The sequence below is a fragment of the Sphingomonas sp. ABOLG genome (genome assembly GCF_003950435.1).
Lineage (GTDB): Bacteria > Pseudomonadota > Alphaproteobacteria > Sphingomonadales > Sphingomonadaceae > Sphingomonas > Sphingomonas panaciterrae.
The window spans coordinates 63,139-88,945 of sequence record NZ_QQWW01000013.1; the positions used below are offsets into that span (position 1 = coordinate 63,139).

24 protein-coding genes are annotated in these 25,807 nt (G+C 68.0%); 16 read left to right on the top strand and 8 right to left on the bottom strand.

Annotated elements, in window-relative coordinates; genetic code table 11:
• The first annotated feature begins 1 nt into the window (after position 1).
• A complete protein-coding gene (locus tag CA236_RS14495; RefSeq protein WP_125946116.1) occupies positions 2–670 on the top strand; it encodes a hypothetical protein in 669 nt (222 codons plus the stop codon).
• Positions 667–1,461, top strand: coding sequence for a hydrolase 1, exosortase A system-associated (locus CA236_RS14500; protein WP_125946117.1), 795 nt, complete (start codon positions 667–669; stop codon positions 1,459–1,461). The genes CA236_RS14495 and CA236_RS14500 overlap by 4 nt, the downstream gene beginning before the upstream one ends.
• Here CA236_RS14500 and CA236_RS14505 read toward each other — a convergent pair.
• Together CA236_RS14505 and trxB are read right to left on the bottom strand one after the other, a co-directional pair.
• Positions 1,448–2,962, bottom strand: coding sequence for a peptidase S10 (locus CA236_RS14505; protein WP_125946118.1), 1,515 nt, complete (start codon positions 2,960–2,962; stop codon positions 1,448–1,450). The two genes, CA236_RS14500 and CA236_RS14505, sit on opposite strands and share 14 nt — an antisense overlap.
• A gap of 127 nt (positions 2,963–3,089) precedes the next feature.
• Entirely contained in the window at positions 3,090–4,058 is a 969-nt protein-coding gene (trxB, locus tag CA236_RS14510; RefSeq protein ID WP_046412027.1) for a thioredoxin-disulfide reductase, read from the bottom strand.
• A gap of 77 nt (positions 4,059–4,135) precedes the next feature.
• Between trxB and CA236_RS14515 the strand changes: the two genes are divergently transcribed.
• Complete coding sequence (locus tag CA236_RS14515) at positions 4,136–5,521, top strand: leucyl aminopeptidase family protein (protein ID WP_125946119.1); 1,386 nt, start codon at positions 4,136–4,138, stop codon at positions 5,519–5,521.
• 51 nt (positions 5,522–5,572) lie between these two features.
• On the opposite strand, the gene tpiA is transcribed toward CA236_RS14515, so the two are convergent.
• A complete protein-coding gene (tpiA, locus tag CA236_RS14520) occupies positions 5,573–6,307 on the bottom strand; it encodes a triose-phosphate isomerase (protein WP_046411606.1) in 735 nt (244 codons plus the stop codon).
• Between the two features lie 78 nt (positions 6,308–6,385).
• On the opposite strand from tpiA, the gene CA236_RS14525 reads away from it, so the two are divergent.
• Genes CA236_RS14525 through CA236_RS14540 form a run of 4 tightly spaced genes read left to right on the top strand, consistent with a single transcriptional unit; the run spans position 6,386 to position 11,294 of the window.
• Positions 6,386–8,329 (top strand): SurA N-terminal domain-containing protein, encoded by a 1,944-nt coding sequence (locus CA236_RS14525; RefSeq protein ID WP_125946120.1) that lies wholly within the window; start codon positions 6,386–6,388, stop codon positions 8,327–8,329.
• Positions 8,307–9,830, top strand: a complete 1,524-nt coding sequence (trpE, locus tag CA236_RS14530; protein ID WP_241212678.1) for an anthranilate synthase component I — start codon at positions 8,307–8,309, stop codon at positions 9,828–9,830. Before CA236_RS14525 ends, trpE begins: the two co-directional genes overlap by 23 nt.
• A complete protein-coding gene (locus CA236_RS14535; RefSeq protein ID WP_125946121.1) occupies positions 9,827–10,141 on the top strand; it encodes a YciI-like protein in 315 nt (104 codons plus the stop codon). The genes trpE and CA236_RS14535 overlap by 4 nt, the downstream gene beginning before the upstream one ends.
• 55 nt (positions 10,142–10,196) lie before the next feature.
• Positions 10,197–11,294: an alpha/beta fold hydrolase gene (locus tag CA236_RS14540; RefSeq protein WP_125946122.1), complete on the top strand. Its 1,098-nt coding sequence runs from the start codon at positions 10,197–10,199 to the stop codon at positions 11,292–11,294.
• Positions 11,295–11,347: 53 nt separating this feature from the next.
• Here CA236_RS14540 and CA236_RS14545 read toward each other — a convergent pair whose 3' ends face one another.
• The gene (locus tag CA236_RS14545) at positions 11,348–11,869 is read right to left on the bottom strand and encodes a hypothetical protein (protein WP_206430579.1); all 522 of its coding nucleotides are present in this window, start codon (positions 11,867–11,869) and stop codon (positions 11,348–11,350) included.
• Positions 11,870–12,011: 142 nt separating this feature from the next.
• Here CA236_RS14545 and CA236_RS14550 point away from each other — a divergent pair, with 142 nt between their 5' ends.
• The 6 genes from CA236_RS14550 to lexA all read left to right on the top strand — a co-directional run bounded on the left by CA236_RS14550 (position 12,012) and on the right by lexA (position 16,833).
• A complete protein-coding gene (locus tag CA236_RS14550; RefSeq protein WP_125946146.1) occupies positions 12,012–12,590 on the top strand; it encodes an aminodeoxychorismate/anthranilate synthase component II in 579 nt (192 codons plus the stop codon).
• Entirely contained in the window at positions 12,587–13,576 is a 990-nt protein-coding gene (gene trpD / locus CA236_RS14555) for an anthranilate phosphoribosyltransferase (protein WP_125946123.1), read from the top strand. The genes CA236_RS14550 and trpD overlap by 4 nt, the downstream gene beginning before the upstream one ends.
• 20 nt (positions 13,577–13,596) lie before the next feature.
• Positions 13,597–14,400 (top strand): indole-3-glycerol phosphate synthase TrpC, encoded by an 804-nt coding sequence (gene trpC / locus CA236_RS14560; protein ID WP_125946124.1) that lies wholly within the window; start codon positions 13,597–13,599, stop codon positions 14,398–14,400.
• Positions 14,397–14,864 (top strand): cyclic pyranopterin monophosphate synthase MoaC, encoded by a 468-nt coding sequence (gene moaC / locus CA236_RS14565; RefSeq protein ID WP_125946125.1) that lies wholly within the window; start codon positions 14,397–14,399, stop codon positions 14,862–14,864. Before trpC ends, moaC begins: the two co-directional genes overlap by 4 nt.
• 66 nt (positions 14,865–14,930) lie before the next feature.
• On the top strand, positions 14,931–16,115 hold the full coding sequence (locus tag CA236_RS14570; RefSeq protein WP_046411621.1) for a molybdopterin molybdotransferase MoeA: 1,185 nt from the start codon (positions 14,931–14,933) through the stop codon (positions 16,113–16,115).
• Positions 16,116–16,170: 55 nt separating this feature from the next.
• On the top strand, positions 16,171–16,833 hold the full coding sequence (lexA, locus tag CA236_RS14575) for a transcriptional repressor LexA (protein ID WP_125946126.1): 663 nt from the start codon (positions 16,171–16,173) through the stop codon (positions 16,831–16,833).
• On the opposite strand, the gene CA236_RS14580 is transcribed toward lexA, so the two are convergent.
• Positions 16,824–19,061 (bottom strand): ComEC/Rec2 family competence protein, encoded by a 2,238-nt coding sequence (locus CA236_RS14580; RefSeq protein WP_206430580.1) that lies wholly within the window; start codon positions 19,059–19,061, stop codon positions 16,824–16,826. The genes lexA and CA236_RS14580 overlap by 10 nt on opposite strands.
• A gap of 29 nt (positions 19,062–19,090) precedes the next feature.
• Here CA236_RS14580 and gltX point away from each other — a divergent pair, with 29 nt between their 5' ends.
• Genes gltX through CA236_RS14595 form a run of 3 tightly spaced genes read left to right on the top strand, consistent with a single transcriptional unit; the run spans position 19,091 to position 22,017 of the window.
• Positions 19,091–20,542 carry a glutamate--tRNA ligase gene (gltX, locus tag CA236_RS14585; protein WP_125946127.1) on the top strand — a complete coding sequence of 484 codons (1,452 nt, stop codon included), beginning with the start codon at positions 19,091–19,093 and terminating at the stop codon, positions 20,540–20,542.
• Positions 20,535–21,815 (top strand): citrate synthase, encoded by a 1,281-nt coding sequence (locus CA236_RS14590; protein WP_125946128.1) that lies wholly within the window; start codon positions 20,535–20,537, stop codon positions 21,813–21,815. Before gltX ends, CA236_RS14590 begins: the two co-directional genes overlap by 8 nt.
• Position 21,816: 1 nt before the next feature.
• Positions 21,817–22,017, top strand: coding sequence for a hypothetical protein (locus tag CA236_RS14595; RefSeq protein WP_046407229.1), 201 nt, complete (start codon positions 21,817–21,819; stop codon positions 22,015–22,017).
• 12 nt (positions 22,018–22,029) lie between these two features.
• Here the strand turns inward: CA236_RS14595 and CA236_RS14600 are convergent, their stop codons facing one another.
• From CA236_RS14600 to CA236_RS14610, 3 genes are read right to left on the bottom strand one after another with little or no spacing between them, the layout of a single operon-like run.
• Positions 22,030–23,229 (bottom strand): hypothetical protein, encoded by a 1,200-nt coding sequence (locus CA236_RS14600; protein WP_125946129.1) that lies wholly within the window; start codon positions 23,227–23,229, stop codon positions 22,030–22,032.
• A gap of 50 nt (positions 23,230–23,279) precedes the next feature.
• Positions 23,280–24,542 carry a Coenzyme F420 hydrogenase/dehydrogenase, beta subunit C-terminal domain gene (locus CA236_RS14605; protein ID WP_125946130.1) on the bottom strand — a complete coding sequence of 421 codons (1,263 nt, stop codon included), beginning with the start codon at positions 24,540–24,542 and terminating at the stop codon, positions 23,280–23,282.
• Positions 24,539–25,765 (bottom strand): polysaccharide pyruvyl transferase family protein, encoded by a 1,227-nt coding sequence (locus CA236_RS14610; RefSeq protein ID WP_125946131.1) that lies wholly within the window; start codon positions 25,763–25,765, stop codon positions 24,539–24,541. Before CA236_RS14610 ends, CA236_RS14605 begins: the two co-directional genes overlap by 4 nt.
• Positions 25,766–25,807: the final 42 nt, after the last annotated feature.

Genomic DNA, 25,807 nt, shown 5'->3' on the forward strand with positions numbered 1-25,807 from the left:
AATGGCCGGGGCGTCCGGCCTGACCATCAGACATTATGACTGGTCCGGCGGGCGTGAGGCGATGCTCCGCTTCGGACCGGATCGGGGACCGGTCGTGGTCGCCGCCCTGCCCTTTTACGAAGAAGCCAACCGGACGCGCGCCGCGCTGATCGATGTGCTTCGGCGACTGGCCGCACGGGGGATCGCCGCCGCCCTGCCCGACCTGCCGGGCACCAACGAAAGTCTGCTGCCGACCCGCGAGGCGACATTGGCGATGTGGCGCGATGCCTTTGCCGCTGCCTGCGCCAGCGTGTCGGGACCAGTGCACAGCATGGCGTGGCGGGCCGGCGCGCTGGTCGATGGGACCGCCGAGGTGTCGAGGCGCTGGTATCTGGCGCCGCAGACCGGGGAAGCGGCCGAGCGCGAGCTGCGGCGCCTGCAACGGGCGGGCGGCGGCGAGGACGCTGGCGGCAATATCATCTCGGACGCGATGCTGGCGCAGCTGGCCGGGGCACAGCCGACGACCGAGGGCAGCGTTCGCGTGGTGCGGCTGGAGAGCGACCCCAGAGCCGCCGATCGCAAGCTTTCCGGCAGCGCCCTGTGGCGTGCGGCCGAGCCGGGCGTGGACCCGGCGCTACAGGCGCTGATCGCGGACGACGTGGCGCGCTGGATCAACGGGGATACCGCTTGAGCCGCCGGCTGCTGACCTTTCCCTGCGAAGGCGACACGCTGGTCGGGACGCTGGATGGTCCACCTGAGGGGGGAGGCGGCGCGACCGGGTTGCTGATCGTCACTGGCGGGAACGAGATACGGGCTGGGGCGCATCGGGGGATGGCGCAGCTTGCCGCGCGGCTGGCAGCGGACGGCACGCCCGTCTTTCGCTACGATCGGCGGGGCGTCGGCGATGCCAGCGGGATCAACAGCGGCTTTCGCGGCGCGCGCGACGATCTGCTCGCTGCGGCGGCGACATTCCGCGCGGTGGCGCCGCGCGTCACGCGGCTAGTCGGGTTCGGCAATTGCGATGGCGCGACCAGCCTGGCCTGGTGGGGCCGCGAGGCCGGGTGCGATGCATTGGTGCTTGCCAACCCCTGGGCGGTCGAGCCGAGCGACACGCTGCCGCCGCCGGCCGCGGTTCGCGCGCATTACGCGGCGCAGCTACGCGATCCTGCGGCATGGGTGCGGATTCTGCGCCGCGGCCTGTCGCTGCCCAAGCTGGTGCGCGGGTTGCGCAGCATCGCAGCATCGCCGCGCGACGATGGCGTGACTGGGCAGACCATCGCGTCGATTGCGCAATGGGGGGCGGACGCGACGATCGTGCTGGCGCGCGGTGACGGCACCGCCATCGCCTATGCCGATGCGGCGCGGCGCGCGGGGATTTCCTCGCGCACCGTCACCCTGGACACCGGATCGCACAGCTTCGCCCGCCCCGGCGATGCGGCCGCGCTGGAAGCGGCGATCCGGCAGGTCCTCAGCGCGCCTTGATGAAGGCGCGGATGTCGTTCGACAGCTTCCGCAGATCCTCATCCCGAACGTACATCATGTGGCCGGCATTGTACCAATGCCAGCTGATGCGCCCGTCATTGGGGATGCCGGTGCGGTTGAGCGAATATTCCGCGCCGAAGAAGGGCGTCGCGAAATCATAATAGCCCTGGCCGACGAACACGCGCAGGCCGCTGTTCTCGCGCAGCGCCTTGCCGATGTAGGGCGCCACGTTGAGATAGCCCTCCCCGCCACGCGGGCCGCCGATCTTCCAGTCCCAGTCACGCACGCCACCGATCGACACGTACGTCACGTCGGGCGAGTATTTCAGCGTCTCGCGCGAGTAGGCGTTCATCGCCGCGGTATAGGCGCCGTCGATGGCGTAGAAGCTGGGATCATTGTCGGGCGTTTCGCCGGCGTCGTCATAATCCTTGCCGACGTAGCGCGTGTCGAGGCGGCCGATCGTCTGCCCACGATCGCGCAGCAGTTCCTTGTAGAAGCGGCCGGGCGAGAGGCGAAGATCGGCGCGGGCAAGGTAATCCTGCGACACGCCGGTGTAGCGCGACAGCTGCGGCAGAACCTGCTGGCGCTCCTGCGCGGTGAGCGAATTACCCTTCAGCAGCGCCGCGGCATAAGGGCCGATGGCAAACGCCTTCGCCTCGGCGATGAATTCCTCGACCGTCGCGGGGCGATTGGCGACCTTGTTATGATACCAGGCGGTCGCCGCCATCGACGGCAGGTTGGTGACATAGCCAAGCTCGTTGCCGGGCGAATCCGCCGCGACGCTGAAATCGAGGATCGAGGAGATCAGCAGGATGCCGTTCACCGCCACGTCGGTGTAGGTGCCCTCCAGCTCGTTGATCACCGCCGCCGAGCGCGTGGTGCCGTAGCTTTCGCCACCGATGAACTTGGGCGCGTTCCAGCGGCCATGTTCGTTCAGCCAGAGGCGGATGAAGTCGGCCATCGACTTAGCATCCTTCGTCACGCCCCAATAATCCTTGGGATCGGTCTTCCCCAGCGCGCGGCTGAAGCCGGTGCCGACCGGATCGATGAACACGATGTCGGTGACGTCGAGCAGCGAATCGACATTGTCGATGACGGGATAAGGCGGCGCGCCATCGTCGCGGGCGTCCGAGGGAAGCACGACGCGCTTCGGCCCGAAGGCGCCCATGTGGAGCCACAAGGAGCCGGAACCCGGGCCGCCGTTCCACAGGAACGTCACCGGACGCTTGGGATCAACCGGGCCCTCCTTGATGTAGCTGTATGACGTGATCGCGGCGAGCGGCTTGCCCGCCTTGTCCTTCAGATAGGTTTCACCGGCGATCGCGCGATAATTGATGCGGGTGCCGCCGAAGGTGCCGGAATGGCGGGTGACGGAGACGACTGGCGGCGGAATGCTGGTGTCGTCGGCGGCCTGTTCGGCCTTGCTGTTCGGCTTGTCCTGCGCGCTCAACGGCGCGGCAACGAGCGCGGCGCCAAGCGCCAGCGCGATGCGTAACTTCATGCAATCCCCCAAATAGGCCGTGCCGGCCCTACCCCGGCATCCACTCTTTTTCCGCGTGATAAACGCGCGCCGAGACTGCGGCAGGGTGGATGCCGGGACAAGCCCGGCACGGCTGTTTTTTGGAGGTTTACTCTGCGGCTTCGGCCATTTTCTCGAAGTCCGCCTCGGCGAGGAAGCGTTCGGCGTCGAGCGCGGCCATGCAGCCGGTGCCCGCCGCGGTGATCGCCTGGCGATAGGTCTTGTCCATCACGTCGCCGCAGGCGAACACGCCGGGCACGCTGGTGCGCGTCGAGCCGGTATCGACCTTGATATAATGATCCTCGTCCAGTTCGAGGTGGCCGCGGAACAGCTCGGTCGCCGGATGGTGGCCGATCGCGACGAAGCCGCCCTCCACGTCGAGGCGGCTGTGCTCACCAGTGACCGTATCGACAAGGTCGAGCGCGACGAGGCCGGCATTGCCGCCGCCGTCGACGAACTCACGCACTTCCTTGTTCCACAGCACCTTCACCTTCGGATGGGCGAACAACCGCTCCTGCAGGATGCGCTCGGCACGAAGCGAGTCGCGGCGGTGGATCAGCGTCACGTCATCGGAATGGTTGGTGAGGTAGAGCGCCTCCTCCACCGCGGTGTTGCCGCCGCCGATCACCGCGACCTTCTTGCCGCGATAGAAGAAGCCATCGCAGGTGGCGCAGGCGGACACGCCCTTGCCCTTCATCGCATCCTCGCTGGCGAGGCCGAGCCACTTGGCCTGCGCGCCGGTGGCGATGACGAGCACGTCGCCCTCATAGATATCGCCGCTGTCGCCGGTAAGGCGGAACGGGCGGCGCGACAGATCGACCGAGACGACCGTGTCCCACACCAGCGTGGTGCCGACATGCTCCGCCTGCTTCTGCATCTGCTCCATCAGCCACGGGCCCTGGATCACCTCGGCAAAGCCGGGGTAATTTTCCACGTCGGTGGTGGTCATCAGCTGGCCGCCGGGCTGGATGCCCTGCACCAGGATCGGCTTCATGCCCGCGCGGGCACCATAGATGGCGGCAGAAAGGCCAGCGGGGCCCGAGCCGAGGATGAGCATGCGAGTCGAGTGAGTGGTCATGCCCGCGATGTAGGATGCGGCGCGACCCAAGGGAACCGCGCGTTGCGCCGACGGTGAAGTCCTGCTTTGCTGGCCCGATGACCGACTTTTCCAGCCTTCTCGCCCCCGACCGGGGCCAGCCTGCCCGCACCATCCATGTCGTCCACCCCGACCGGTTCGAGGAATGGCTCATCGCCCAGCCGGCGCGCACGCGCACCGCGGTGGCGGCCAACAAGGTGGTGGGAAAGCCGGGCAATCGCGCGATCCTTCCCGGCGATGCGCCCGACGACTGGGCGATGCTGCTGGTGTGCAACGAGGATGTGACATCGCCGTGGCGGATTGCGTCGCTGGGTGATGGCCTGCCCGAAGGCACGTACCGGCTGGCGGAGGGCGAGCCGGGCGCGGCGATGCTGGGCTGGTGCCTCGCGCAGCATCGCTTCACCCGCTATCGTAGCGCGCCCGACGCGCAGGGGCCGCGCGTGCTGCTGACCGGCGAGCCGGGGCGGATCGAGGAGATCGTCCGGCTGGCGGAGGCGACCGCGCTGGTCCGCGATCTGGTCGACACCGGCGCATCGGACCTGGGGCCGGCGGATCTGGAGGCGCAGGTCGAGCTGCTGGCGAAGGCGCATGGTGCGACGACGCGAGTGACGCGCGGCGATGCGCTGGCGGTGGAATATCCGATGATCCACGTCGTCGGCCAGGCAGCGAGCAAGGAACGTGCGCCGCGGCTGATCGAGCTGGAATGGGGCGATCCTGCCCACCCCCGCATCGCGCTGGTCGGCAAGGGCGTCTGCTTCGATTCGGGCGGGCTCGACGTCAAGACGTCGGGCGGGATGCGGCTGATGAAGAAGGACATGGGCGGCGCGGCGCACATGATCGCGCTTGCCGGGCTGGTCATGGGCGCGAAGCTGAAGGTGCGGCTGCACCTGCTGGTGCCGGCGGTGGAGAATGCGATTGCCGGCAATGCCTTTCGTCCCGGCGATGTGCTGCGCAGTCGGGCGGGGCTGATGGTGGAGAATACCAACACCGATGCCGAGGGGCGACTGATCCTGGCCGACGCACTGACCCGCGCGGTGGAGGATCGGCCGGAGTTGATCGTGGACTTTGCGACGCTGACCGGTGCGGCGCGGGTTGCGCTGGGGCCGGACCTGCCACCGTTGTTCGCCAATGACGAGGAGCTGGCGGCCGACTTCCTTGCCGCAGGCACCGCCGCGCATGACCCTTTGTGGCGGTTGCCGCTGTGGGATGGCTATGACGACATGCTGAAGTCGGACGTCGCAGACATGGTCAATGCGCCCGATGGCGGCTTTGCCGGTGCGGTGACGGCGGCGCTGTTCCTGCGGCGCTTCGTGCCCAAGGATATCGCCTGGGCGCATGTCGATACATTCGCGTGGCGCCCTGCCCCCCGGCCGGGCAGGCCCAAGGGCGGCGCGGCGCTGGGGCTGGCCGCCGCCTGGGGTGTGCTGCGCAAGCGCTACGGCTGACGCTTCTGCCAGCGTCCGGCGTCGCGCACGGGCGCGACGCCGTGGCGCGGATCAGCCGGCTGCTTTGATGATCGGGACGAACTTGGCCGCGGTCAGGCTGGCGCCGCCGACCAGCGCGCCATCCACATTGGCCGCATGGAGAAGGCCGGCGGCGTTTTCCGCCGTCACCGAGCCGCCGTAGAGCAGGCGGATGCTGTCCGCCTGATCCACACCCAGCGCCTCTGCCAGCGCCGCGCGAATGGCGGCGTGCATCGCCTCCACATCGGCGACCGTCGCAACCTTGCCCGTGCCGATCGCCCAGATCGGCTCATAAGCGATCGACAGCCAGTCACCCGACGCGCCATCCGGCAGTGAGGCACGCAGCTGCGCCGTGACGACTGCTTCCGCCTTGCCCGCCTCACGCTGCTCCAGCGTTTCGCCGACGCACAGGATGGCGGTGAGGCCGTGGCGGTGCAGCGCCTCCGCCTTGGCCTTCACGTCGGCGTCGCTTTCATGCTGGCCCTGCCGCCGTTCGGAATGGCCGACGATCGAGAAGGACGCGCCCGCCTCCTTCACCATCGGAGCGGAGACGCAGCCGGTATGCGCGCCGCTGTCGGCGCCGTGCACGTCCTCGGCACCAATCGGAAAACGCGCGCGGCCAGCGGCCGGATGGATCAGGGTCGCCGGGACCGCGATCGCCACATCGACACCGCCGTCCGCCGCGTCATTGATCGCATCGAGCTCGGCCAATGCCGCGAGGCTGCCGTTCATCTTCCAGTTTCCGGCTACCAACTTGCGCCGCATGATCTCTCCCCACTTGGTTGTGCCGTTGCGGTAACGAAGGCGGCACCCTAAAGCGAGCGTCGTTCAACGGATTGGCGCTGCATGCTCGGGTTCTTTCGTCGTATCATCAATTCGCGCGTCGGCGTGATCGTCACCATGGGTGTCCTTGGCCTTATCGCGATCGCGTTTGCGCTGGGTGACATCACCGGCCTCCAGACCGGCGGCGCGTCTGGCGCGACCGTCGCCAAGGTGGGCGGCCAGAGCGTCAACGAGACCGAACTGACCCGGCGCGTGCAGGACGAACTGCGCGGCGCGCAGCAGCGCAACCCGGGGCTCGAGATGAGCCAGCTGGTCGCCGAGGGCGGCGTCGAGGCGATCCTCGACCGGATGCTGAACGGCCTGGCGCTGCAAGCGTTCGGCCGCGACCAGGGCATGGTCGTCAGCAAGGCGCTGGTCGGCAGCGAATTGCGCAACATCCCCGGGCTGCAGGGCCCGACGGGCAAGTTCGACCAGGCGGTGTATGAGCAGGTGCTCGCCCGCAACCGGCTGACCGATGCGCAGGTGCAGGAAGACATTGCGCGCGAGACGATGGTGCAGTTCCTGTTGCGGCCGCAGATGGGCGCGACGCAGGTGCCGGAATCGCTGGCGCTGCCCTATGCCTCGCTGCTGCTGGAGCGTCGTGCCGGTCAGGTCGCGCTGATCCCGGCCGCCGCGATGCCGGGCGGTGCCGCGCCGACCGACCCGGAACTGCAGGATTGGTACAAGCGCAACATCGCACGTTACTCGCTGCCCGAGCGTCGCATCGTTCGCTACGCCATGGTGACGCCCGAGTTCGTGAAGGCCCGCGGCACGCCCACCGATGCCGAGATCGCCGCAGCCTACAATGGCGACAAGGCCCGCTGGGCAGCGCGCGAGACGCGCACCGTGTCGCTGGTCACCGTGCTTGACCAGAATGCCGCCAATGCCCTGGCGACCAAGATCCGCGGCGGCACCCCTGTCGCGGATGCGGCGCGCGCCGCCGGGCTGGAGGCACGCCGCCTCGAGGCGCAGGACAAGCAGGCGCTGACCGGCGCGACCTCTGGCGCGGTGGCCGATGCCGCCTTCGCCGCGCCGGCCAATGGCGTGATCGGCCCCGTCCGCGGTTCGATCGGCTTCGTCGTCGGCAAGATCGAGAAGGTCGCGCAGTTCCCCGGCAAGACGCTGGCCGAGGCGCGCCCGACGCTGGTCGAGGAATTGACCAAGAAGAAGACCGCCGACGCTCTGACGGCGATGCGCGACTCGCTGGAAAATGCGATCGCTGACAATGCCAACTTCTCCGAGCTGGTGGCCGAGCAGAAGCTGAGTGCCGCGACCACGCCGGCACTGACCGCAACCGGCGCCAACCCGGAGGCTCCGACCGCGCAGCCTGACGCGGCGCTGATGCCGATCCTGTCCGCCGCCTTCCAGTCCGAAGAGGGCGACGATCCGCAGGTGGTGCAGACCGGGCCTGACGGCAGCTTCGCCCTTGTCGCGCTCGACCGGATCGTTCGCGCCGCGCCGCGCCCGATCGCGCAGGTCCGCGACCAGGTGACCAAGGACTTGCAGGAGGATCGCGCCCGCCGCGCCGCGCGCACCGCCGCGAGCAAGGCACTGGCCGCGATCAACAAGGGTGTGGCATTCGACAAGGCACTAGCCGAGGCGGGCGCCAAGGGTGCCAAGACCGACAGCGTGGTCGCCGCCCGCTCACAGATCAACGCCGATCCGCGTGGGCCGAACCCGGTACTGGCCCTGCTGTTCAGCATGAAGGGCGGCACCGCCAAGATGCTAGAAGCGCCCGATCGCAGTGGCTGGCTGATCGTCAAGGTCGACAAGATCTCGCCCGGCGACGCCGCCAAGGCGCCGCAGGTGATCGCTGCCACGCGTCAGGACCTTGGCCGTGCGATGGGCCCGGAATATGCCCAGCAATTCACCGAGGCGGTGAAGCGGGCGATGAAGGTGTCGCAGAACGCGGACGCGCTGGCCCGCGTGAAGGCCAGCCTCTCCGGTGAGGGGGGCTCCAATCCGTAACGCTGGGCAGGACGCAGCCGCGGCTGCGCTGACGAACGGGCGGCCGGCGCTGCTGTGGCGCCGCCGCATCGCGGACACCGAGACGCCGGTCGCCGCGGCGCTGAAGCTGATCGAGCCGGGGCGCGGCGATTACCTCCTCGAATCGGTCGAGGGCGGCGCGATCCGCGGTCGTTACAGCATGTTGGGGCTTGCGCCTGACCTCGTCTTCCGCGCCGAAGGAAACGACGCCGCGATCAACCGCCAGTGGCTGACGGATCGGTCGGCGTTCGCGCCATGCGACACCCCGACGCTGGCCGCGCTGCGCGCGCTGGTCGCCTCCTGCCGGATGGACGTGCCAGCGGAACTACCGCCGGCGCTCGCGTGCCTGGTCGGCTATTTCGGTTATGAGACGATCGGGCTGGTCGAGAGCCTGCCCGCGCCAAAGACCGATGCGCTTGGCCTGCCGGACATGATGTTCGTCCGCCCGACCGTGATCCTTGTTTTTGACCGGCTGGCGGACGCCCTGTTCCTGGTGGCGCCTGTTTGGCCCGACGACCAGCGATCGCCCGAGAGCGTGATCGCCGCGGCGGCCGAGCGGCTGGACGCGATCGAGGCGCGGCTGGAGGCCACTGCCCTGCCCCCGCGCGTTCGGGCCGAGGCCAGCGACGTGGCGCTGTCCCCGGTGCTGCCGGAGGGGCGCTATGCCGAGATGGTGCGCGCCGCGAAGGACTATATCGTCGCTGGCGACATCTTTCAGGTCGTCCTGGCGCAGCGTTTCACCGCGCCGTTCACGCTGCCGCCGTTCGAATTGTACCGCGCGTTGCGGCGAATCAATCCGTCGCCGTTCCTCTACCACCTCGACCTGCCCGGCTTCGCGCTGACCGGATCGAGCCCGGAGATCCTGGTGCGGGTGCGCGATGGCGAGGTGACGATCCGGCCGATCGCCGGCACCCGCCCGCGTGGCAAGACCGCGAGTGAGGACGAGGCCAATCGGACCAGCCTGCTTGCCGATCCGAAGGAACGCGCCGAGCATCTGATGCTGCTCGACCTCGGGCGCAACGACGTGGGCCGCGTGTCACAGGCCGGGTCAGTCACGGTCACCGACAGCTACACGGTCGAATTCTACAGTCACGTCATGCACATCGTGTCGAACGTGGTCGGTGCGCTCGACCCCAAGCGTGACGCGATCGACGCGCTGTTCGCCGGCTTCCCGGCGGGGACGGTCAGCGGCGCGCCCAAGGTGCGCGCCTGCCAGATCATCGCCGAACTGGAGAGCGAGAAGCGCGGCGCTTATGCGGGGGGAGTTGGTTATTTCTCGCCCGACGGATCGATGGACTCGTGCATCGTCCTGCGCACCGCAGTGGTGAAGGACGGCACCATGCACGTCCAGGCGGGCGCGGGCATCGTGGCGGACAGCGACCCGGCCTATGAGCAGCGCGAGTGCGAGGCGAAGTCGGGAGCGTTGCTGGCCGCCGCGCGCGAGGCGATCGCGCAGGCGAGTGCCGGCGGCTTCGGCCAGTGAGCGACGGCGCAGCCACCGACGGCCATTTCCTGCTGCGATACGAACTGGCGGCGGACTATCTGGAACGGCGCGGTACGTTGCGCGACGCTCATCTGGCGCTTGCATGGGAAGCGGCGGATCGCGGCGCCTTGCTGCTGGGCGGCGCGGTGGGAGAGCCGATCGAGTCCGCGCTGCTGCTGTTCACCGACCGCGCGGCGGCCGAGGCCTTTGCCAATGCCGATCCTTATGTGCGCGAGGGATTGGTGATGCGCTGGCAGGTCAGCCGCTGGCACACCGTCGTCGGATCGGGTGCCGCGACACCGCTGCGCTGAGCCGGGCGTAACCCGCGGGCTTCTCAACCGGCGATCCGCCCGATACGCACGGGGCATGCGCCTCCTTCCCCTGCTGCTGATCGCCGCCGCCGCGCCCGCCGCTGCCCAGACCACCCAGCCCGTCGCCACGCCGGCGAACCCTGCGCCCGCGCCGACGAACTGGCCCACCAGGGAAGGCGATGTGACGCTGCCGGGCTTTCGCTTCGGTACGGGCGAGACGATGGACCTGAAGATCCACTACACGACGCTCGGCACGCCGCGGCGCGGTCCTGACGGCGCGATCAACAATGCCGTGATGGTCCTTCACGGCACCGGCGGCACGGGCAAGCAGTTCCTCTCGCCGCAATTCGCCGACGAGCTTTACGGTCCCGGCCAGCCGTTCGACCTCAAGACGACCTATGTCATCCTGCCCGACAATATTGGTCATGGCGGATCGTCCAAGCCGTCCGACGGGATGCGAATGACGTTCCCGAAATATGATTATGGCGACATGGTCGCGGCGCAGAAGGCGATGCTGGAGAAGCTGGGCGTCACCCGGCTGAAGGTGATCCTGGGCACGTCGATGGGGTGTATGCACGCCTTTGTCTGGGGGCAGACCTATCCGGGCTTTGCCGAGCGGCTCGCGCCGTTCGCCTGTCTGCCGGTGCCGATCGCCGGGCTGAACCGCATGTGGCGCAAGCTGTCGATCGACGCGATCAAGGCGGATCCGGCCTGGAATGGCGGCAATTACACCGCGCAGCCGGCCCAGGGCCTGCGGACGGTGGCCAGCCTGTCGATCATCGCCGGTTCCAACCCGCTGGCGCTGCAACAGCAATATCCGACGCGCGAGGCCGCCGAGGCGTTCCTCGATCAGGCGTTCACGCGCAACAGCGCCAATCGCGACGCCAATGACTATATCTACCAGCTCGACGCGTCGCGGACCTATGATCCGTCGGCCGGGCTGGAGAAGATCACCGTGCCGGTGCTGTGGATCAACTCCGCCGACGATTTCATCAACCCGGCAGGCTATGGCATCACCGAGGCCGCGGCGAAGAGGATGCCGCGCGCCACGTTTCGCCTGATTGCCGCCACGCCCGAGACCAAGGGCCACGGCACGCATACCTGGGCCAAATTCTGGAAGGCCGACCTGTCGCGCCTGATGGCGACGAACTAGGCCGCAGGCGCATCATCGCGGCTGACGACTGGCCGCGATGATGGGGATGCGTGTCAGTCGCGCGGATCGTCCTCGATGTCGATGTCGGTGCGCGATTCGGGCGTCGCCTGCTCCACTTCGCGCTGTTGCTGGCGCTTTTCCGCCGCCCACGCCTGGCCTGCCTGGATCCCGCAGCCGGTCTGGCCGCCGGCGCCGATCGGCGAGCAGGTGTTGGGGAGCCCGCCGGCGACGCGGCCGACACGATCGACGGTGGCGGCGCGGTTGACCCAGCTCTGGTTCTGCGCCGGCACCTCTGGCGGACGGCGCAGCGGCTTAGGCACACGGAACTGGTCGTTGGGATCGAGCCGGCTGCACACCACGATCTCGTCCGCCGCGGCGGTCGGGCACGCTTCATTCCCGGTCAGCGTCACCTGGCGGATTCGCTGCGGCGGCTGACCCGTTTCCGCCTGCGAGGATGCGCCTTCCTGCGCCTGAGCTTGGGGCTGTGTCTGGGCTTGGGCCTGGGCCTGGGCGAGCGCCGGCAGCGGCAGGAGCGACAGCGCCGCTAGCGGAACGAGATACACGGGGCGGAACATGCGAGGCGACCTCCTGGATGGTCCATCAACGATCACGCCAGCAGCTTTCTCCCCGCTGAACGTCGCGGCGGTGATTACGCGATCCGGCGGCGCCCGCAACGGCCGTTGCGGCGACGGCGGGTTACGCTATGTCGGGGCCAACATGATCCTCGTCATCGACAATTACGACAGCTTCACCTGGAACCTCGTCCATTATCTGATGGAATTGGGGGCCGAGGTGCGGGTGGAACGCAATGACGCGCTGACCGCGGCCGAAGCGCTGGCGTCGAATGCCACCGGTTTTCTGCTGTCGCCGGGCCCCTGCACGCCAAATGAGGCCGGGATCAGCCTGGACCTGGTCGCGGCCTGTGCCGAGAGCCGCCGCCCGTTGATGGGCGTGTGCCTTGGCCATCAGGCGATCGGGCAACATTTCGGCGGGCGGGTCGTCCGTGGGGGATTGATGCACGGCAAGACAAGCGCGATCGACCATGACTCCACCGGCGTTTTTGCCGGCCTTCCGTCCCCCTTCACCGCAACGCGCTATCACTCGCTGGTCGTGGAGGACGTGCCCGACGTGCTGATCCCCAATGCGCATGCGGCGGACGGATCGGTGATGGGGCTGCGCCACCGGGAGCTGCCGATCCACGGCGTCCAGTTTCACCCCGAAAGCATCGCGACGGAACATGGCCATGACCTGCTGGCCAATTTCGTCGCGCTGACGGGCGCGAAGGTGGCAGCATGACAACGATCGCCTTGCTGCCCGACCCGCGGTCGCCCTTGTCGCGTGAGAGCGCGGCGCAGGCGTTTGCCGACATTCTCGACGGACGCGCCAGCGAGGACGCGATCGCGCGGTTCCTCATCGACCTGTCCGATCGCGGCGAGACATCGATCGAGATCGCCGAGGCGGCACGTGCGCTGCGCGAGCGGCTGATCCCGATCAGTGCGCCGGCCGGTGCGATCGACGTCTGCGGCACCGGCGGCGACGGGCACCATACGCTGAACGTCTCGACCGCGGTCAGCCTGGTCGTGGCGGCGTGCGGGGTGCCGGTGGCCAAGCACGGCAACCGCGCAGCATCGTCCAAGGCCGGCGCCGCCGACACGCTGGAAGCACTCGGCCTCGACATGGAGCGTGCCGGGATGCTGGCGGAGGAGACGCTGAACGAACTGGGCATCTGTTTCCTTTTTGCCGCCAATCACCACCCGGCAATGAAGCGGATCACGCCGATCCGCCGCCGTATCGGCAAGCGCACGATCTTCAACCTGATGGGGCCGCTGGCCAATCCGGCGCGTGTCACGCGCCAGCTGATCGGCATCGCGCGACCGGACTATGCGCCGGTGTACGCCGAGGCGCTGGAGCAACTGGGCACCGAGGCGGCGATCGTCGTGTCGGGCGAGGAAGGGCTGGACGAAGTGTCCGGCGCCGGGCCGACGGTGGCGGTCGCGATCGGTGACGTGTTGCTGGGCAAGCGGATCGTGCCGGAGGATGCCGGGGTGCGCCGCCACCCGATCGAGGCGATCCGCGGTGGTGACCCGGCGCATAACGGCTATGCCCTGCGCCGCCTGCTGAAAGGGGAGCACGGGGCCTATCGCGATGCCGTGCTGATCAACGCTGCCGTGGCGCTGGCACTGACTGGCGAGACGCTGACGAATGGCGCCGCCCGCGCGGCCGAAGCGCTGGACAGTGGGGCGGCCAACGACCTGCTCGACCGCTGGATCGCCTGGGCATGAGCGGCGCGACGGGGAGCAGCATGACGATTCTCGACCGGATCCTGGCAACCAAGCAGGACGAAGTGGCGACGCGTCGACGTGATCGGTCGATCTCGGCGCTTGATCGTGAGGCGCGCAACCAGACGCCGCCCCGTGGCTTCAAGGCGGCGCTGGACCGGCTGGCGAGCGGCGGTGCTGGCAATGCGCTGCCGCGCTACGGCCTGATTGCCGAGATCAAGAAGGCCAGCCCCTCCAAGGGCCTGATCCGACCCGACTTCGATCCCCCGGCGCATGCACGCGCCTATGCCGAAGGCGGCGCGACGTGCCTGTCGGTGCTGACCGACCATGACTATTTCCAGGGGCACGAGGATTATCTGATCGCCGCGCGCAATGCGTGTGACCTGCCGGTGATCCGCAAGGATTTCATGGTCGACCCGTGGCAGGTCGCCGAAGCGCGGGCGATCGGCGCCGACGCCATCCTGGTCATCATGTCCGCGCTCGACGATGCCGCCGCCTCCGAGATCGAAGCCGCCGCGATGGAACGGGGCATGGACGTTCTGGTCGAGGTGCATGACGCGGAGGAACTGGAACGCGCCCTGAAGTTGCAATCGCGGCTGATCGGCGTGAACAACCGCAACCTGCGCGACTTCTCGGTCAGTTTCGAACGAACGTACGAGCTGGTCGGCAGCGCGCCCAGCGATTGCACCTTTGTCGCCGAAAGCGGCCTCAACACGCGGGCCGACCTGGATGCGATGGCCGAGCACGGCGTGCGCTGCTTCCTGATCGGCGAATCCCTGATGCGGCAGGCCGATGTGGCGGCGGCCACGCGCGCGCTGGTGCAATGAGCCGCCTGACCCATCTCGACGAGCAGGGCGCCGCCCGGATGGTGGACGTCGGCGGCAAGACCGAAACCGCGCGCGAGGCGGTGGCGGGGGGCAGGATCACGATGTCGGCCGAGGCACGCGACGCGATTGCGGCCGGCGCAGTGGCGAAGGGCGATGTCCTGGCGGTCGCGCGGATCGCCGGGATCATGGCGGCAAAGCGCACCAGTGACCTCATCCCGCTATGCCATCCATTGCCGCTGTCGAAGGTGACGCTGGACCTGTCGATCGAGGACGACGGCGTCAGCGCGCAGGCCATCGTTGCCACCAACGGCCGAACGGGCGTGGAGATGGAGGCGCTGACCGCCGTCTCCACGGCGCTGCTGACCGTCTATGACATGGCCAAGGCACTCGATAAGCGGATGACGATCGGCAACATCCGCCTGCTGAAGAAAACCGGCGGCAAGTCGGGCGATTTCGTCGCCTGACCCTCAGGGCCGCGCCGCGATTATTATGGGTGTTGCCGACAGCATGAATCTGTCACTCGCCGGATCATGAGCGAATTGCTTCCTGTCGCAGAGGCGCAGGCGCGCCTGTTGGCTGCGGCGCCCGCGCTGTCGACCGAAACGCTGCCGCTGGCGGACGCGATCGGACGCTGGGTGGCGGTCCCGTTGATCGCGTGCCGTACCCAGCCCGAGCGCGACCTGTCGGCGATGGACGGCTATGCCGTGCGGTTCAGTGACCTGCCGGGCCCGATGCGAGTGATCGGCGAGAGCGCCGCCGGACGGCCATTTGCAGGTGCCGTGAAGGCGGGCCAGGCGACCCGGATCTTCACTGGCGCCGCCGTGCCCGAGGGCGCCGACACGGTGATGGTGCAGGAAGAGGCCCGTCACGACGGCGATACCTTATGGCTCGATGGCGAAGGACCGGCACGCGAGGGCGCCAACATCCGGCGACGCGGGCTCGATTTTGCGAACGGCGATACGCTGGTCGCGGCCGGCGAACGGCTGACGCCGGCGCGCCTGGCGGTGGCGGCCACCGGGGGGCTGGGCGACGTCACCGTCCGGCGCCGGGTTCGTGTGGCGATCGCCGCGACGGGCGATGAACTGGTCGAACCCGGACGGGCCGTCGAGCCCGGCCGACTACCGGAATCGAACCGCCTGCTGCTACGGGCGCTGCTCGCGGATCTTCCGGTGGAGATCATCGACCTCGGCATCCTCCCTGACCGGTTGGAACCGCTGACCGACACGTTCCGCCATGTGGCGGCCGACGTCCTCGTCACCACCGGTGGCGCCTCGGTTGGGGATCACGACCTGGTTCGTCCTGCGCTGCAGGCGGCGGGCGCCGCGATCGATTTCTGGCGCATCGCGCTTCGCCCCGGCAAGCCGCTGATGGCGGGGTGGCGCGGCGACATGGCCGTGCTGGGGCTACCGGGAAACCCCGTCTCCGCCTTTGTCACCGGCTTGCTGTTCGTGAAGCCGATGGTCGCGGCGCTTGCCGGGGCGGCGCAGCCCCTGCCACAAACGACCACCGGCATCCTTGGCGAAGCGTTGCCGGCCAATGGCCCGCGCACTGATTATCTACGCGCAGAGTTGCGCGATGGACGGGCCTATGTTGCTACGATCCAGGACAGTTCCATGCTACGAACGTTGGCACGGGCAGGCTGCCTCGTCGTTCGTCAACCACATGCTCCTGCTGCGGCGATGGGCGACTCGGCAGAAATCCTCGTGATTGCTTGACGCGTCGGTTTACGTTCCTTAAAGGTTCCCAGTCTGTTCGCCGCGGAGATGATGCATGCTCACCAAAAAGCAGCACGAGTTGATCTGTTTCATCAATGATCGACTGGCCGAAACCGGCGTCTCCCCTTCGTTCGAAGAGATGAAGGATGCGCTGGACCTGAAATCGAAGTCCGGGGTCCACCGCCTCATTTCTGCGCTGGAAGAGCGTGGCTTTCTGCGTCGCTTGCCCAACCGCGCCCGCGCGCTGGAAGTGCTGAAGGTGCCCGACCGTCCGGAAAGCCGCGAGGCGGTCCGTTCATCCACGCCGGCGCCTACATTGCCGGAACCGGCCAACGACGTCGTCGAAGTGCCGCTGCACGGGCGGATCGCGGCCGGCGCCCCGATCGAGGCGCTCGAAGGCTCCACCAGCCTGCCGGTGCCGGCGGCGCTTTTGGGCTCGGGTGAGCATTTCGCACTTGAGGTTGCCGGCGACTCGATGGTCGAGGCGGGCATCCTCGACGGCGACTTCGCCTTGATCCGCAAGCAGGATGTGGCGCGCGATGGCGAGATCGTGGTCGCGCTGATCGAGGACAGCGAGGCGACGCTGAAATATTTTCGGCGCGAAGGCACGATGATCCGGCTCGACCCGGCGAACCGCTCCTATGATCCGCAGCGTTATGCGCCAGCGCAGGTGCGGGTGCAGGGCAAGTTGGCCGGGATTCTGCGGCGTTATTCCTGATTGGCCGGGCGCAGGCCCGCCGGCAGCGGGCTGAACGCTTTCTCCGGGCGAAACGTCGGTTGTTCATCCTTGCGCCAGCGGTTCGTTGAGCGGCCCGGCAGGATTGGCATCCCGGCGAGCACCCAGGGGTGAGCATCGCCGGGGCGGATCACGGTATCGACGCGCCCGGTAGAGAGCGAAATCGCCACCCCGCCGGTTCGCGCGAGCATCTCACGATCGAGGCGCAGCCATCGCGGCGTACAGCGACGCGGCAGGCGGCGTTCGCTGACCACGATATCGGCATTGCGGCATGCCTGGATCAGCGCGCCGACGGGAACCAGATAGGCGCTGCGCGTCGCCAGCACGCGCCATGTGCGGTCGCCGACCGGCAGATCGACGCGGCATAGATCGCGCGAACAGCGCGCCGCGCCCTGATCGGACAAGAGCACCGGTTCGGCGTCAGATCCGCCATTTTCCGCCAGCATGTCACGCGCATAATCGCCCGCCCGATCGCGCAGCAGCGCTACGCGCCCATCGGGCAGCCGCACGCCGAGATGCCGTCCGTCGCCGGTTACCAGAAGGTCGGAGGGCGGTGTCGCGAGCGCCCAAAGCGCGCCGACCGCGACCGGGATCAAGCCGATCCGCCGCCAGCGCGTCCGCCAGAGCGCCAGCCACAGCCCGCCGCCGACCATCAACGCGAAGGCGCCCGCCGGCATCGCTGGCAGTGCCGCGACCGCCCCAGGCGCCGCCGCCGTCGTCCGGGCGATCCACAACAATAGCGATAACCCCTGCCCCGTCAGCCACCAGAAGGGCGCGCCGAGCCCCGTCGTATCGAACAGCAGCGCCAATGCCTCCAGCGGCATCACGACAAAGGTGGTCAGCGGGATGGCGACGATATTGGCCAGCGCGCCATAGATGCCGGCCTTGTGGAAGTGGAAGACGGCGATCGGCATCAACGCGACTTCGACGATCGCGCCGGTCAGCAGCAACGAGCCGCCATTGCGCAGGAGGCGGCGGCCCCATGATTCCTCGCGCGGCGCGAACCAGCGGCGGACCGCCGGATGCTCAGCCAGCGCGATGATCGCAGTGACGGCGGCGAAGGAGAGCTGGAAGCTGGGCCCCGCCAGGGACGCCGGCCAGAGCAGCAGCACGACGAGTGCGCCGGTCGCCACCAGCCGCAAGGTCAGCGCCTCTCGCCCCATCGCCATGGCGGCGAGCACCAGCAAGGCGGCGATGCAACTGCGGATCGTGGGCACCTCGCTCCCGGTCAGCCAGGTATAGCCGAGCGCGGTCACGGCAGCGGTCGCCGCTGCGATCAGCGGAACCCGACCGGTGAGCGCGAGCCGCATGTTGAGCGCGAGCAGTCGTGCGGCGAGCAGCATCGTCAGGCCGACGACCGCGGTGATATGGAGTCCACTGACCGACAGAAGATGCGCAAGGCCGGAGCGGCGCATCGCCTCGTGATCCGGTTCCTCGATCCCCCCGGTATCGCCGGTCGCCAGCGCGGCGGCGATGCCGCCGGCACTTCCCTCCAAATTGTGCTGGATGTGGCGGGACAGGCGCGCGCGGAACGGCTCTCCAGCGACCGCACCCGCCAGGATCTCGGGTGAGCCGAGCGCCCGCCCGGTGGCACCAATCCCGCTGAACCATGCCACGCGCGCGAAATCATAGGCGCCCGGCACCGCCGGCGGCGGAGGCGGCATCAACCGCGCGCGCAGGCTGATCCGCGTCCCAGGCAGCAGCCCGGCCGGCACGTCCTGCTCTGCTACGTTGACGCGCACGTGGAGGGGCGCACGCGGCGGCCTGCGATCAAGCCACTCAAGATCGCCGAGCCGCAGCCGCACTAGGCCCCGCGCCGGCAATGCGTTCATTGCCTCCACCCGCCCAGTGAAAGTCGCGATCGCGGGACGCGCAAGGACGGGCGCGGCCGCCGTTTCCGCCCGCAGCCACACCAGCGCGAGCCCGGCCGCGAAAGCAATGCTGCCGATCGCCGCCACCCGGGCAGCGCGACTACCGGCGGAGGATGCCGCAAGCGCGAGGAGGGCGAGCGCGGCGGCGCCCAGCAACGCGGCGCGCCACGCGCTGCTATTGGGAAGGACGAACCACGCCGCCACCCCGCCGCCCAGCGCCACCGGCAGCCATAGCGGCAGCTGGTCGCGCTCCGCCTCCAGCCACGATTCCACACGCGCCCGCGCGGTTTGAAGCGCGGGGGCGTAAGTGCTAGGGGCGGGCGCGGCCGTAGTCGCCATGTTATCCATCAGCCTGGGAGCAAGCGCGCTTGAGCGCAACCACTGAAACCCGCGATGCAACCGTCGTCACACGGTTCGCCCCCTCACCCACCGGATTCCTGCATGTAGGGGGCGCGCGAACAGCGCTGTTCAACCTGCTTTTCGCGCGTCATCACAACGGGCGCTTCCTGCTGCGCATCGAGGACACCGATCGCGCGCGTTCGACCCAGCCAGCGATCGATGCGATCCTGTCGGGCATGCGCTGGCTGAACCTCGACTGGGACGGCGAAGAGGTCTTCCAGTCGACCCGCGCGCCGCGCCACGCCGAAGTGGTCGATGCGATGCTGGCGGCAGGCGCGGCCTATAGATGCTACATGACCGCCGAGGATATCGAGGCGATGCGTGCGGAGGCGCAGGCCAAGAAGCAGCCGCTGCGCATCCGCTCACCGTGGCGTGATCGGGTGAACGATGATCCGACGGCGCCGTTCGTCGTCCGGCTGCGGGCGCCGACCGAAGGCGCGACGACGATCAACGATCTGGTGCAGGGGCCGGTGACGGTCCAGAACGCCGAACTGGACGATCTGGTGCTGCTGCGGTCCGATGGCACGCCCACCTATATGCTGGCGGTCGTCGTCGACGATCACGACATGGGCGTCACGCACATCATCCGCGGCGACGATCACCTCAACAATGCGTTTCGCCAATTGCCCATCATCAAGGCGATGGGCTGGCCCGAACCCGCCTATGCGCACATTCCGCTGATCCATGGCGCGGACGGCGCGAAGCTGTCCAAGCGACACGGCGCGGTCGGCATCGACGCCTATCGCGACGAACTGGGCATCCTGCCCGAGGCGCTCGATAATTACCTCCTCCGCCTTGGCTGGGGACATGGCGACGACGAGATCATCAGCCGCGAACAGGCAATCGAATGGTTCGACCTCGCCGACGTTGGCAAGGCGCCATCCCGCTTCGACATGAAGAAGCTGGAAAATCTGAACGGCCATTACATCCGCACCGCGGATGACGCCCGGCTCGCAGAGCTGGTGGCCGGGCGCCTGGGCCTTGCGGAGGATGATCCGCGCCGCCCGGTGATCACGGCGGCGATGCCCGCGCTGAAGCCCCGCGCGGCCAATCTGAACGAGCTGGCGGACGGCGCACGTTTCCTGATTGTTTCTCGCCCATTGCCGATCGCCACCGATGCGGAGCCGCTACTGGCGGGAGACGCACCGTTGACGCTGGCAAAGGTACATCACGCGCTTGACGCTGTGGCCAAGTGGGATACGGAAGCGCTCGAAGAAGCGGTGCGGCAGGTCGCCGAGACGCTGGGCTTGAAGCTCGGCCAGGTGGCCCAGCCGCTCCGTGCCGCACTCACCGGCCGCCGGACCTCACCCGGCATCTTCGACGTGCTCGCACTGCTCGGGCGTGACGAAAGTCTCGCCCGCATCGCCGATCATGCCGCGGATCAAACGGCCGCCCATGGGAAGGACGAAAACGATGACTGATGCCAAGCTGTCCCTTGGGGACAAGAACTTCGGCTATCCCGTGCTGTCGGGCACGGTTGGCCCCGACGTGGTCGACATCCGCAAGATGTATGGTCAGACCGGCGCCTTCACCTATGACCCCGGCTTCACGTCGACCGCGTCATGCCAGTCGAAGCTGACCTATATCGATGGTGACGAGGGCGTCCTGCTCCACCGCGGTTATCCGATCGGCGAGCTGGCCGAGAAGTCGAGCTTCATGGAGGTGGCCTACCTCCTCCTGAACGGCGAGCTGCCCAAGGGCGGAGAGCTGAACAAGTTCGAGAACACGATCACCCGCCACACCATGCTGCACGAGCAGCTGGCGACCTTCTACCGCGGGTTCCGCCGCGACGCGCATCCGATGGCGATCATGTGCGGCGTGGTCGGCGCGCTTTCCGCCTTCTACCACGATTCGACCGACATCCACGATCCGCAGCAGCGCATGATCGCGTCGCACCGCCTGATCGCCAAGATGCCGACGATCGCGGCAATGGCGTACAAGTACAGCGTCGGGCAGCCGTTCCAGTATCCGGACAACTCGCTGAGCTACACCGGCAACTTCCTGAAGATGACCTTCGGCGTGCCGGCCGAGCCTTATGAGGTGAACCCGGCGGTCGAAAAGGCGATGGATCGCATCTTCATCCTCCACGCCGATCACGAGCAGAATGCGTCGACCTCGACCGTGCGCCTTGCCGGTTCGTCGGGCGCGAACCCGTTCGCGTGCATCGCGGCCGGCATCGCCTGCCTCTGGGGCCCGGCGCATGGCGGCGCCAACGAAGCTGCGCTCAACATGCTGCAGGAAATCGGCACGCCGGATCGCATTCCCGAGTTCATCAACCGGGCAAAGGACAAGAACGATCCGTTCCGCCTGATGGGCTTCGGCCACCGCGTGTACAAGAACTACGATCCGCGCGCGACGGTGATGCAGAAGACCGTGCGTGAAGTGTTCGAGGCGCTGAACGTCAACGATCCGCTGTTCGAGACGGCGCTGCGGCTGGAAGAACTGGCGCTCAGCGACGATTACTTTATCGAGAAGAAGCTGTTCCCGAACGTCGACTTCTACTCGGGCGTGATCCTGTCGGCGATCGGCTTCCCGACGTCGATGTTCACCGTGCTGTTCGCCCTTGCCCGTACCGTCGGCTGGGTCGCGCAGTGGAACGAGATGATCACCGATCCCGACCAGAAGATCGGCCGTCCGCGTCAGCTGTACACCGGACCGACGGCACGTGCGTACGTTCCGCTGAACGAGCGCTGAGATGCGGCGCTGGCGCCCGGTGCTGTTCGCGCTGGGCGCCATCCTCGCCCTGGTCGGTCTGCTGTGGATCGGCCAGGGACTGGGCTATGTACAATGGCCCGCGTCGAGCTTCATGCTCGACCAACGCGTCTGGGCCGATCGCGGCGCCTTTCTGGCAGCCGGCGGCCTGCTCCTGATCCTGCTGTCACGCCGGCTTCGCTGAGCCGAGATCGGCTTATCGCTCCAGCGCGTAGCGAACCCCAAGCGACAGCAGAAATCCGCTATAGTCATAAAGATCAGGCGTCGCATCGCGCTGGCGATAGGCGGCGGCGAGCCGCACCCGCGCGCGGGCGCGGCGATATTCGAGCCCCAGAACATAATCCTGGCTGCGGTCGTCGATCAGCTGGAACGGCTGCGGTAGTGCGCCGGCATCGAACGCCCGCGTCATCAATGACGCGGTGGCATCAACCCTGACGCTCGGCCCCAGCGCATAGATAATAGTACCCGCAAAGCTGCTGGTGCGCACCAGATTGGCGAAGGTGCCGGTAGCCGCATCAATGGCCCGCGATGTCCGCACGGTCAGTTGCGCCCGGTCTGCCAGCCGCACCGTGCTAGCAAGATCCCAATTCAGTCCGTTAAGGCGGCGCCCCGATCGCGCGTCGTGCTCACCCATCCACGCGTAACCGAGCGACGCCGTCATCTGGAGCCGTGCGCCGAGCCGGCGGTCGAAGCCGACGCCGGCGTAGCTGACGCGAAAGCGCGGGCTGCCGAGCGAACCGTCGGGCGGCCGACGATCATAGTCAAAGCTGGTGCGACGAGCGACCAAGCTGACGACGCCGACGACGGGATTGGCATAGGAAAGGCCGGCCGCATAGCGCGTCTCGCTCACGTCCTGAAAGCGCCGTGCCGCTGCGCTGTTGGTCGTTTCCGTATGCCCGAGCGAGACAAAGGGCCGGATGCCGATTGCCGGCCCACACGCCAGCCGGGCGTCCGCGCGACGGTCGGTTCGGGCGTTGGCCGCCGCCTCGGCCGGCGCGTTCGGGACAAGCGACAGGTCGGCAAGATCGCTTTGTGCACGGGCGTAATGCAGGTCGCCATCGAACATGCAGAACGCCAGCGGAAGCTTTGTTCCGGCGGACAGATCGATCCGCTCGCGATCAAGCTGATCGTTGCGGGCGTAAGCATCATAGCCGACGACCCCGAGGAAGGTGAACGCGGCACGCCCGGCGGGAAGCGCCAGGTCGATCGCCGCAACATTGGTGCTGCGCACGTCCTCCTGCTCGATGTCGCGCAGCCGCGCCGCCGTTTCGGTGCCGTGGGCGACATTGGTGTCGTAGAGGAGGTCCGATGCGACCGACAGGGTGATCTTGCGTGGCGGGGGATTGAAGGTGTGGCCGTCGATCGGCCGCGTTTGGCCATCTGCGAGCGCAGGCATCAATAGCGCCAGGGAAAGGACGCCCCCCTGCACCAGCGCCGCTGCCCGCGTCACGACACCCCCCGCCACGACAGCGGCGTCCGTGCGACGCCGCGTCGCCACCGGCGCTGCCAGACACGCCGCATGGTGCCGAGGAAGTTGCGGGCAAGATCATAGGTTCTGCCAAGACGCGCGGCCCGCATCACGTCCAGATCGCGCATCTTGGGGGTGCGCTGGCCCAGCAGGCGCGTCGCGGCGATCCGTGCGGCCACCATCCGCTTGCGCTGCGCCTGCGCTGGCTGCATTCGTGCCACGTCGGCGAGCGGCAGCGGCGAGGCGGCGAGGACGCCGGCGGCCTGTGCGGACGCCAGCAAGGCCGCCCCCGCCGCGGTCCGCGCCATGATCAGACTGCGTCCTTCCTCCTCATCGAACAGCGGGTACCCGGTCTCGTCGCCGTACCAGGCGTCGGCGCAGGCGATGTCGGCAGTCCCGCCGACCGCATCCGGGCAGATCTTGCAGCGGAATTGCACTTCGCGGCTGAGGTGGCGACCCCAGCTTTCGGCATAAGGCATGTCGGCCTGTCGCCCCTCGCGTGTGGTGGCGACCGTCAGGCCAGGCCAACCCTGCCCCCGGTAGCGGAACGCCTGCACCTCCCCGCCCTCCAGCCCCATCGCCGCAACGATGCGCCGGGCGCCATCCTCGCTGGGCATGCCGCCACAGAAGAAGGACAGGATGAGCGGCACCTGCACGGCCACGCGCGGATCGTGCCGGCCGAGGCGACGGAGCGCCGACACATCACATGGCTTGCCGACAAAGGCGAACGTCCCACCGTCAGCCAAGGCACGGTTGATCGCAGCCAGGGGAGAGGATGCCGCATAGCGCGATCCCGCCCCTGAAAGCACCTGCGCCGCATCGGTGGACGAGCGCATCCGGTTGCCAAGCGGGTGGTCAGGATCCGCCTCCACGTGAAGCACCCGATCGACGAGACCCGACTCCAGTGCATGGACCAGCAGCGCGGATAGCGCCCCGCCCGACGCGCCGGCGAAACGGATCGTCGGGTCGGTAGCCGCACCAACCATGTTCTGGCGCCAAGGGCCCCAGAGCGGATGCCGCTCCATCGCATTCGGCCAAGGAGCGACGACTTCGCCGGGGCAGCTGGCCGCGATCTTGGCTTCGACAGACGGTGGGATGGGCTGGCGTTGTACAGGGCGCGCGTACCCCGGCGCGGCCATGCCCATGACGATCGCATTCCCCGACACGCCGGCGCACAGGCCGCAGCCGCTGCACAGATCGTTCTTGAGCACGCGGTCGACCGTTACGGAGGTGTCCTTCACGACCGCTGGCTCACGGACGCAAAAAGCCCGCTGAGCGTGGCGCGGTAGCCGGCGAGGAGCGTCTCCACCTTGGCAAGCCCCTCCACCTCCGTCGCCGCGAGCTGCAATCGGCTGCCGAGCGCCTGCATGACACACGCGACCGCGGCATCCTCATCCATACCCTTCACAGGGATCATCATGTCGTAATCGAGCAGGCCGAAGAGGCCGGTGAACTTGCGGCTATAGGCCACGGGCACGACTGGCACGCCGGTCGAGAACGCCGCGATACAGGCGTGCATCCGTCCGGCCACCAACAGATCGAGCCCCGAGATATAGCTTTTCGCCCGGCTCGGATCGGCAAAGTCGGGCACACGGATCACAGCGGGGAATTCGCGGGCAAGCCGGTCGGCCACCACCCCGTCGTCGTCGACCGGGTTCTCCCGGTTGGTCGCATGGGGGATCAGATGGACCTGGAGACTCGGCTGCTGCGTCAACGCGCTGAGCAGGCGGCGCGTGAAGACGGTATAATCATAGGAAAGGCCGAAATGGTTGGTGCCGCGTTCCGCCTCCCCGAACAGCAGGCCGGAGACGTTGACCCCGATCCGCAGCACCGACGAGCCGCGCAGCGACGCGCGATCGGTGAACGGCAGTTCGAACGCGACATCGACCGCAAGCTTCACATTGGCGTCCGGCGCAAGCGACAGCGCGGCGGCCAGCGATGCTTCATCGCGGGCGAAGACCGCACGGCTGCGGCGCATGATGAAGGCTGCGATCGCCTTATACCCGGCGCCGGTGAACGGCCCGATGGTCTGCGGGGACAGAACGAGCGGCCGGCCACGCGCGAGGGCAAACAGCTTGGTCAGCGTGAGGAAGAGGAAACGGCGCGGGCCGTAGATGTCGGTGAAGCTGTCACCTGCCCCGATATCGAGGACGCAATCCACCTTCCCCATGGCGCGCCAGATGGCGCCGCCCGGCTTCAGCGCGCGCGAGTCGATCGCAACGCACTGTATATCGAGGCCGGCAAATGGGGGCGGTTCGGACTCGCGCGCACCCATGATGACGAAGCGCGGCGTCAGTCCCGCCCGGCGCGCCGCCTCCCGCGCGATGGCAAGATTGGCCAGCGTCAGCGCGCCGATCCCGAGATTGCCGGAATTCAGCGAGTGCCACAGCAGGCCGATCGTGATCGTAGGGGCGATCTGTCCATTGCCGTGACAATCATCGCGAAGTGCCGCGCGGCCATGCATTCCTGTGCGCCCCCATCAGTCCGTGCGGCTGTGTGGCGCAAT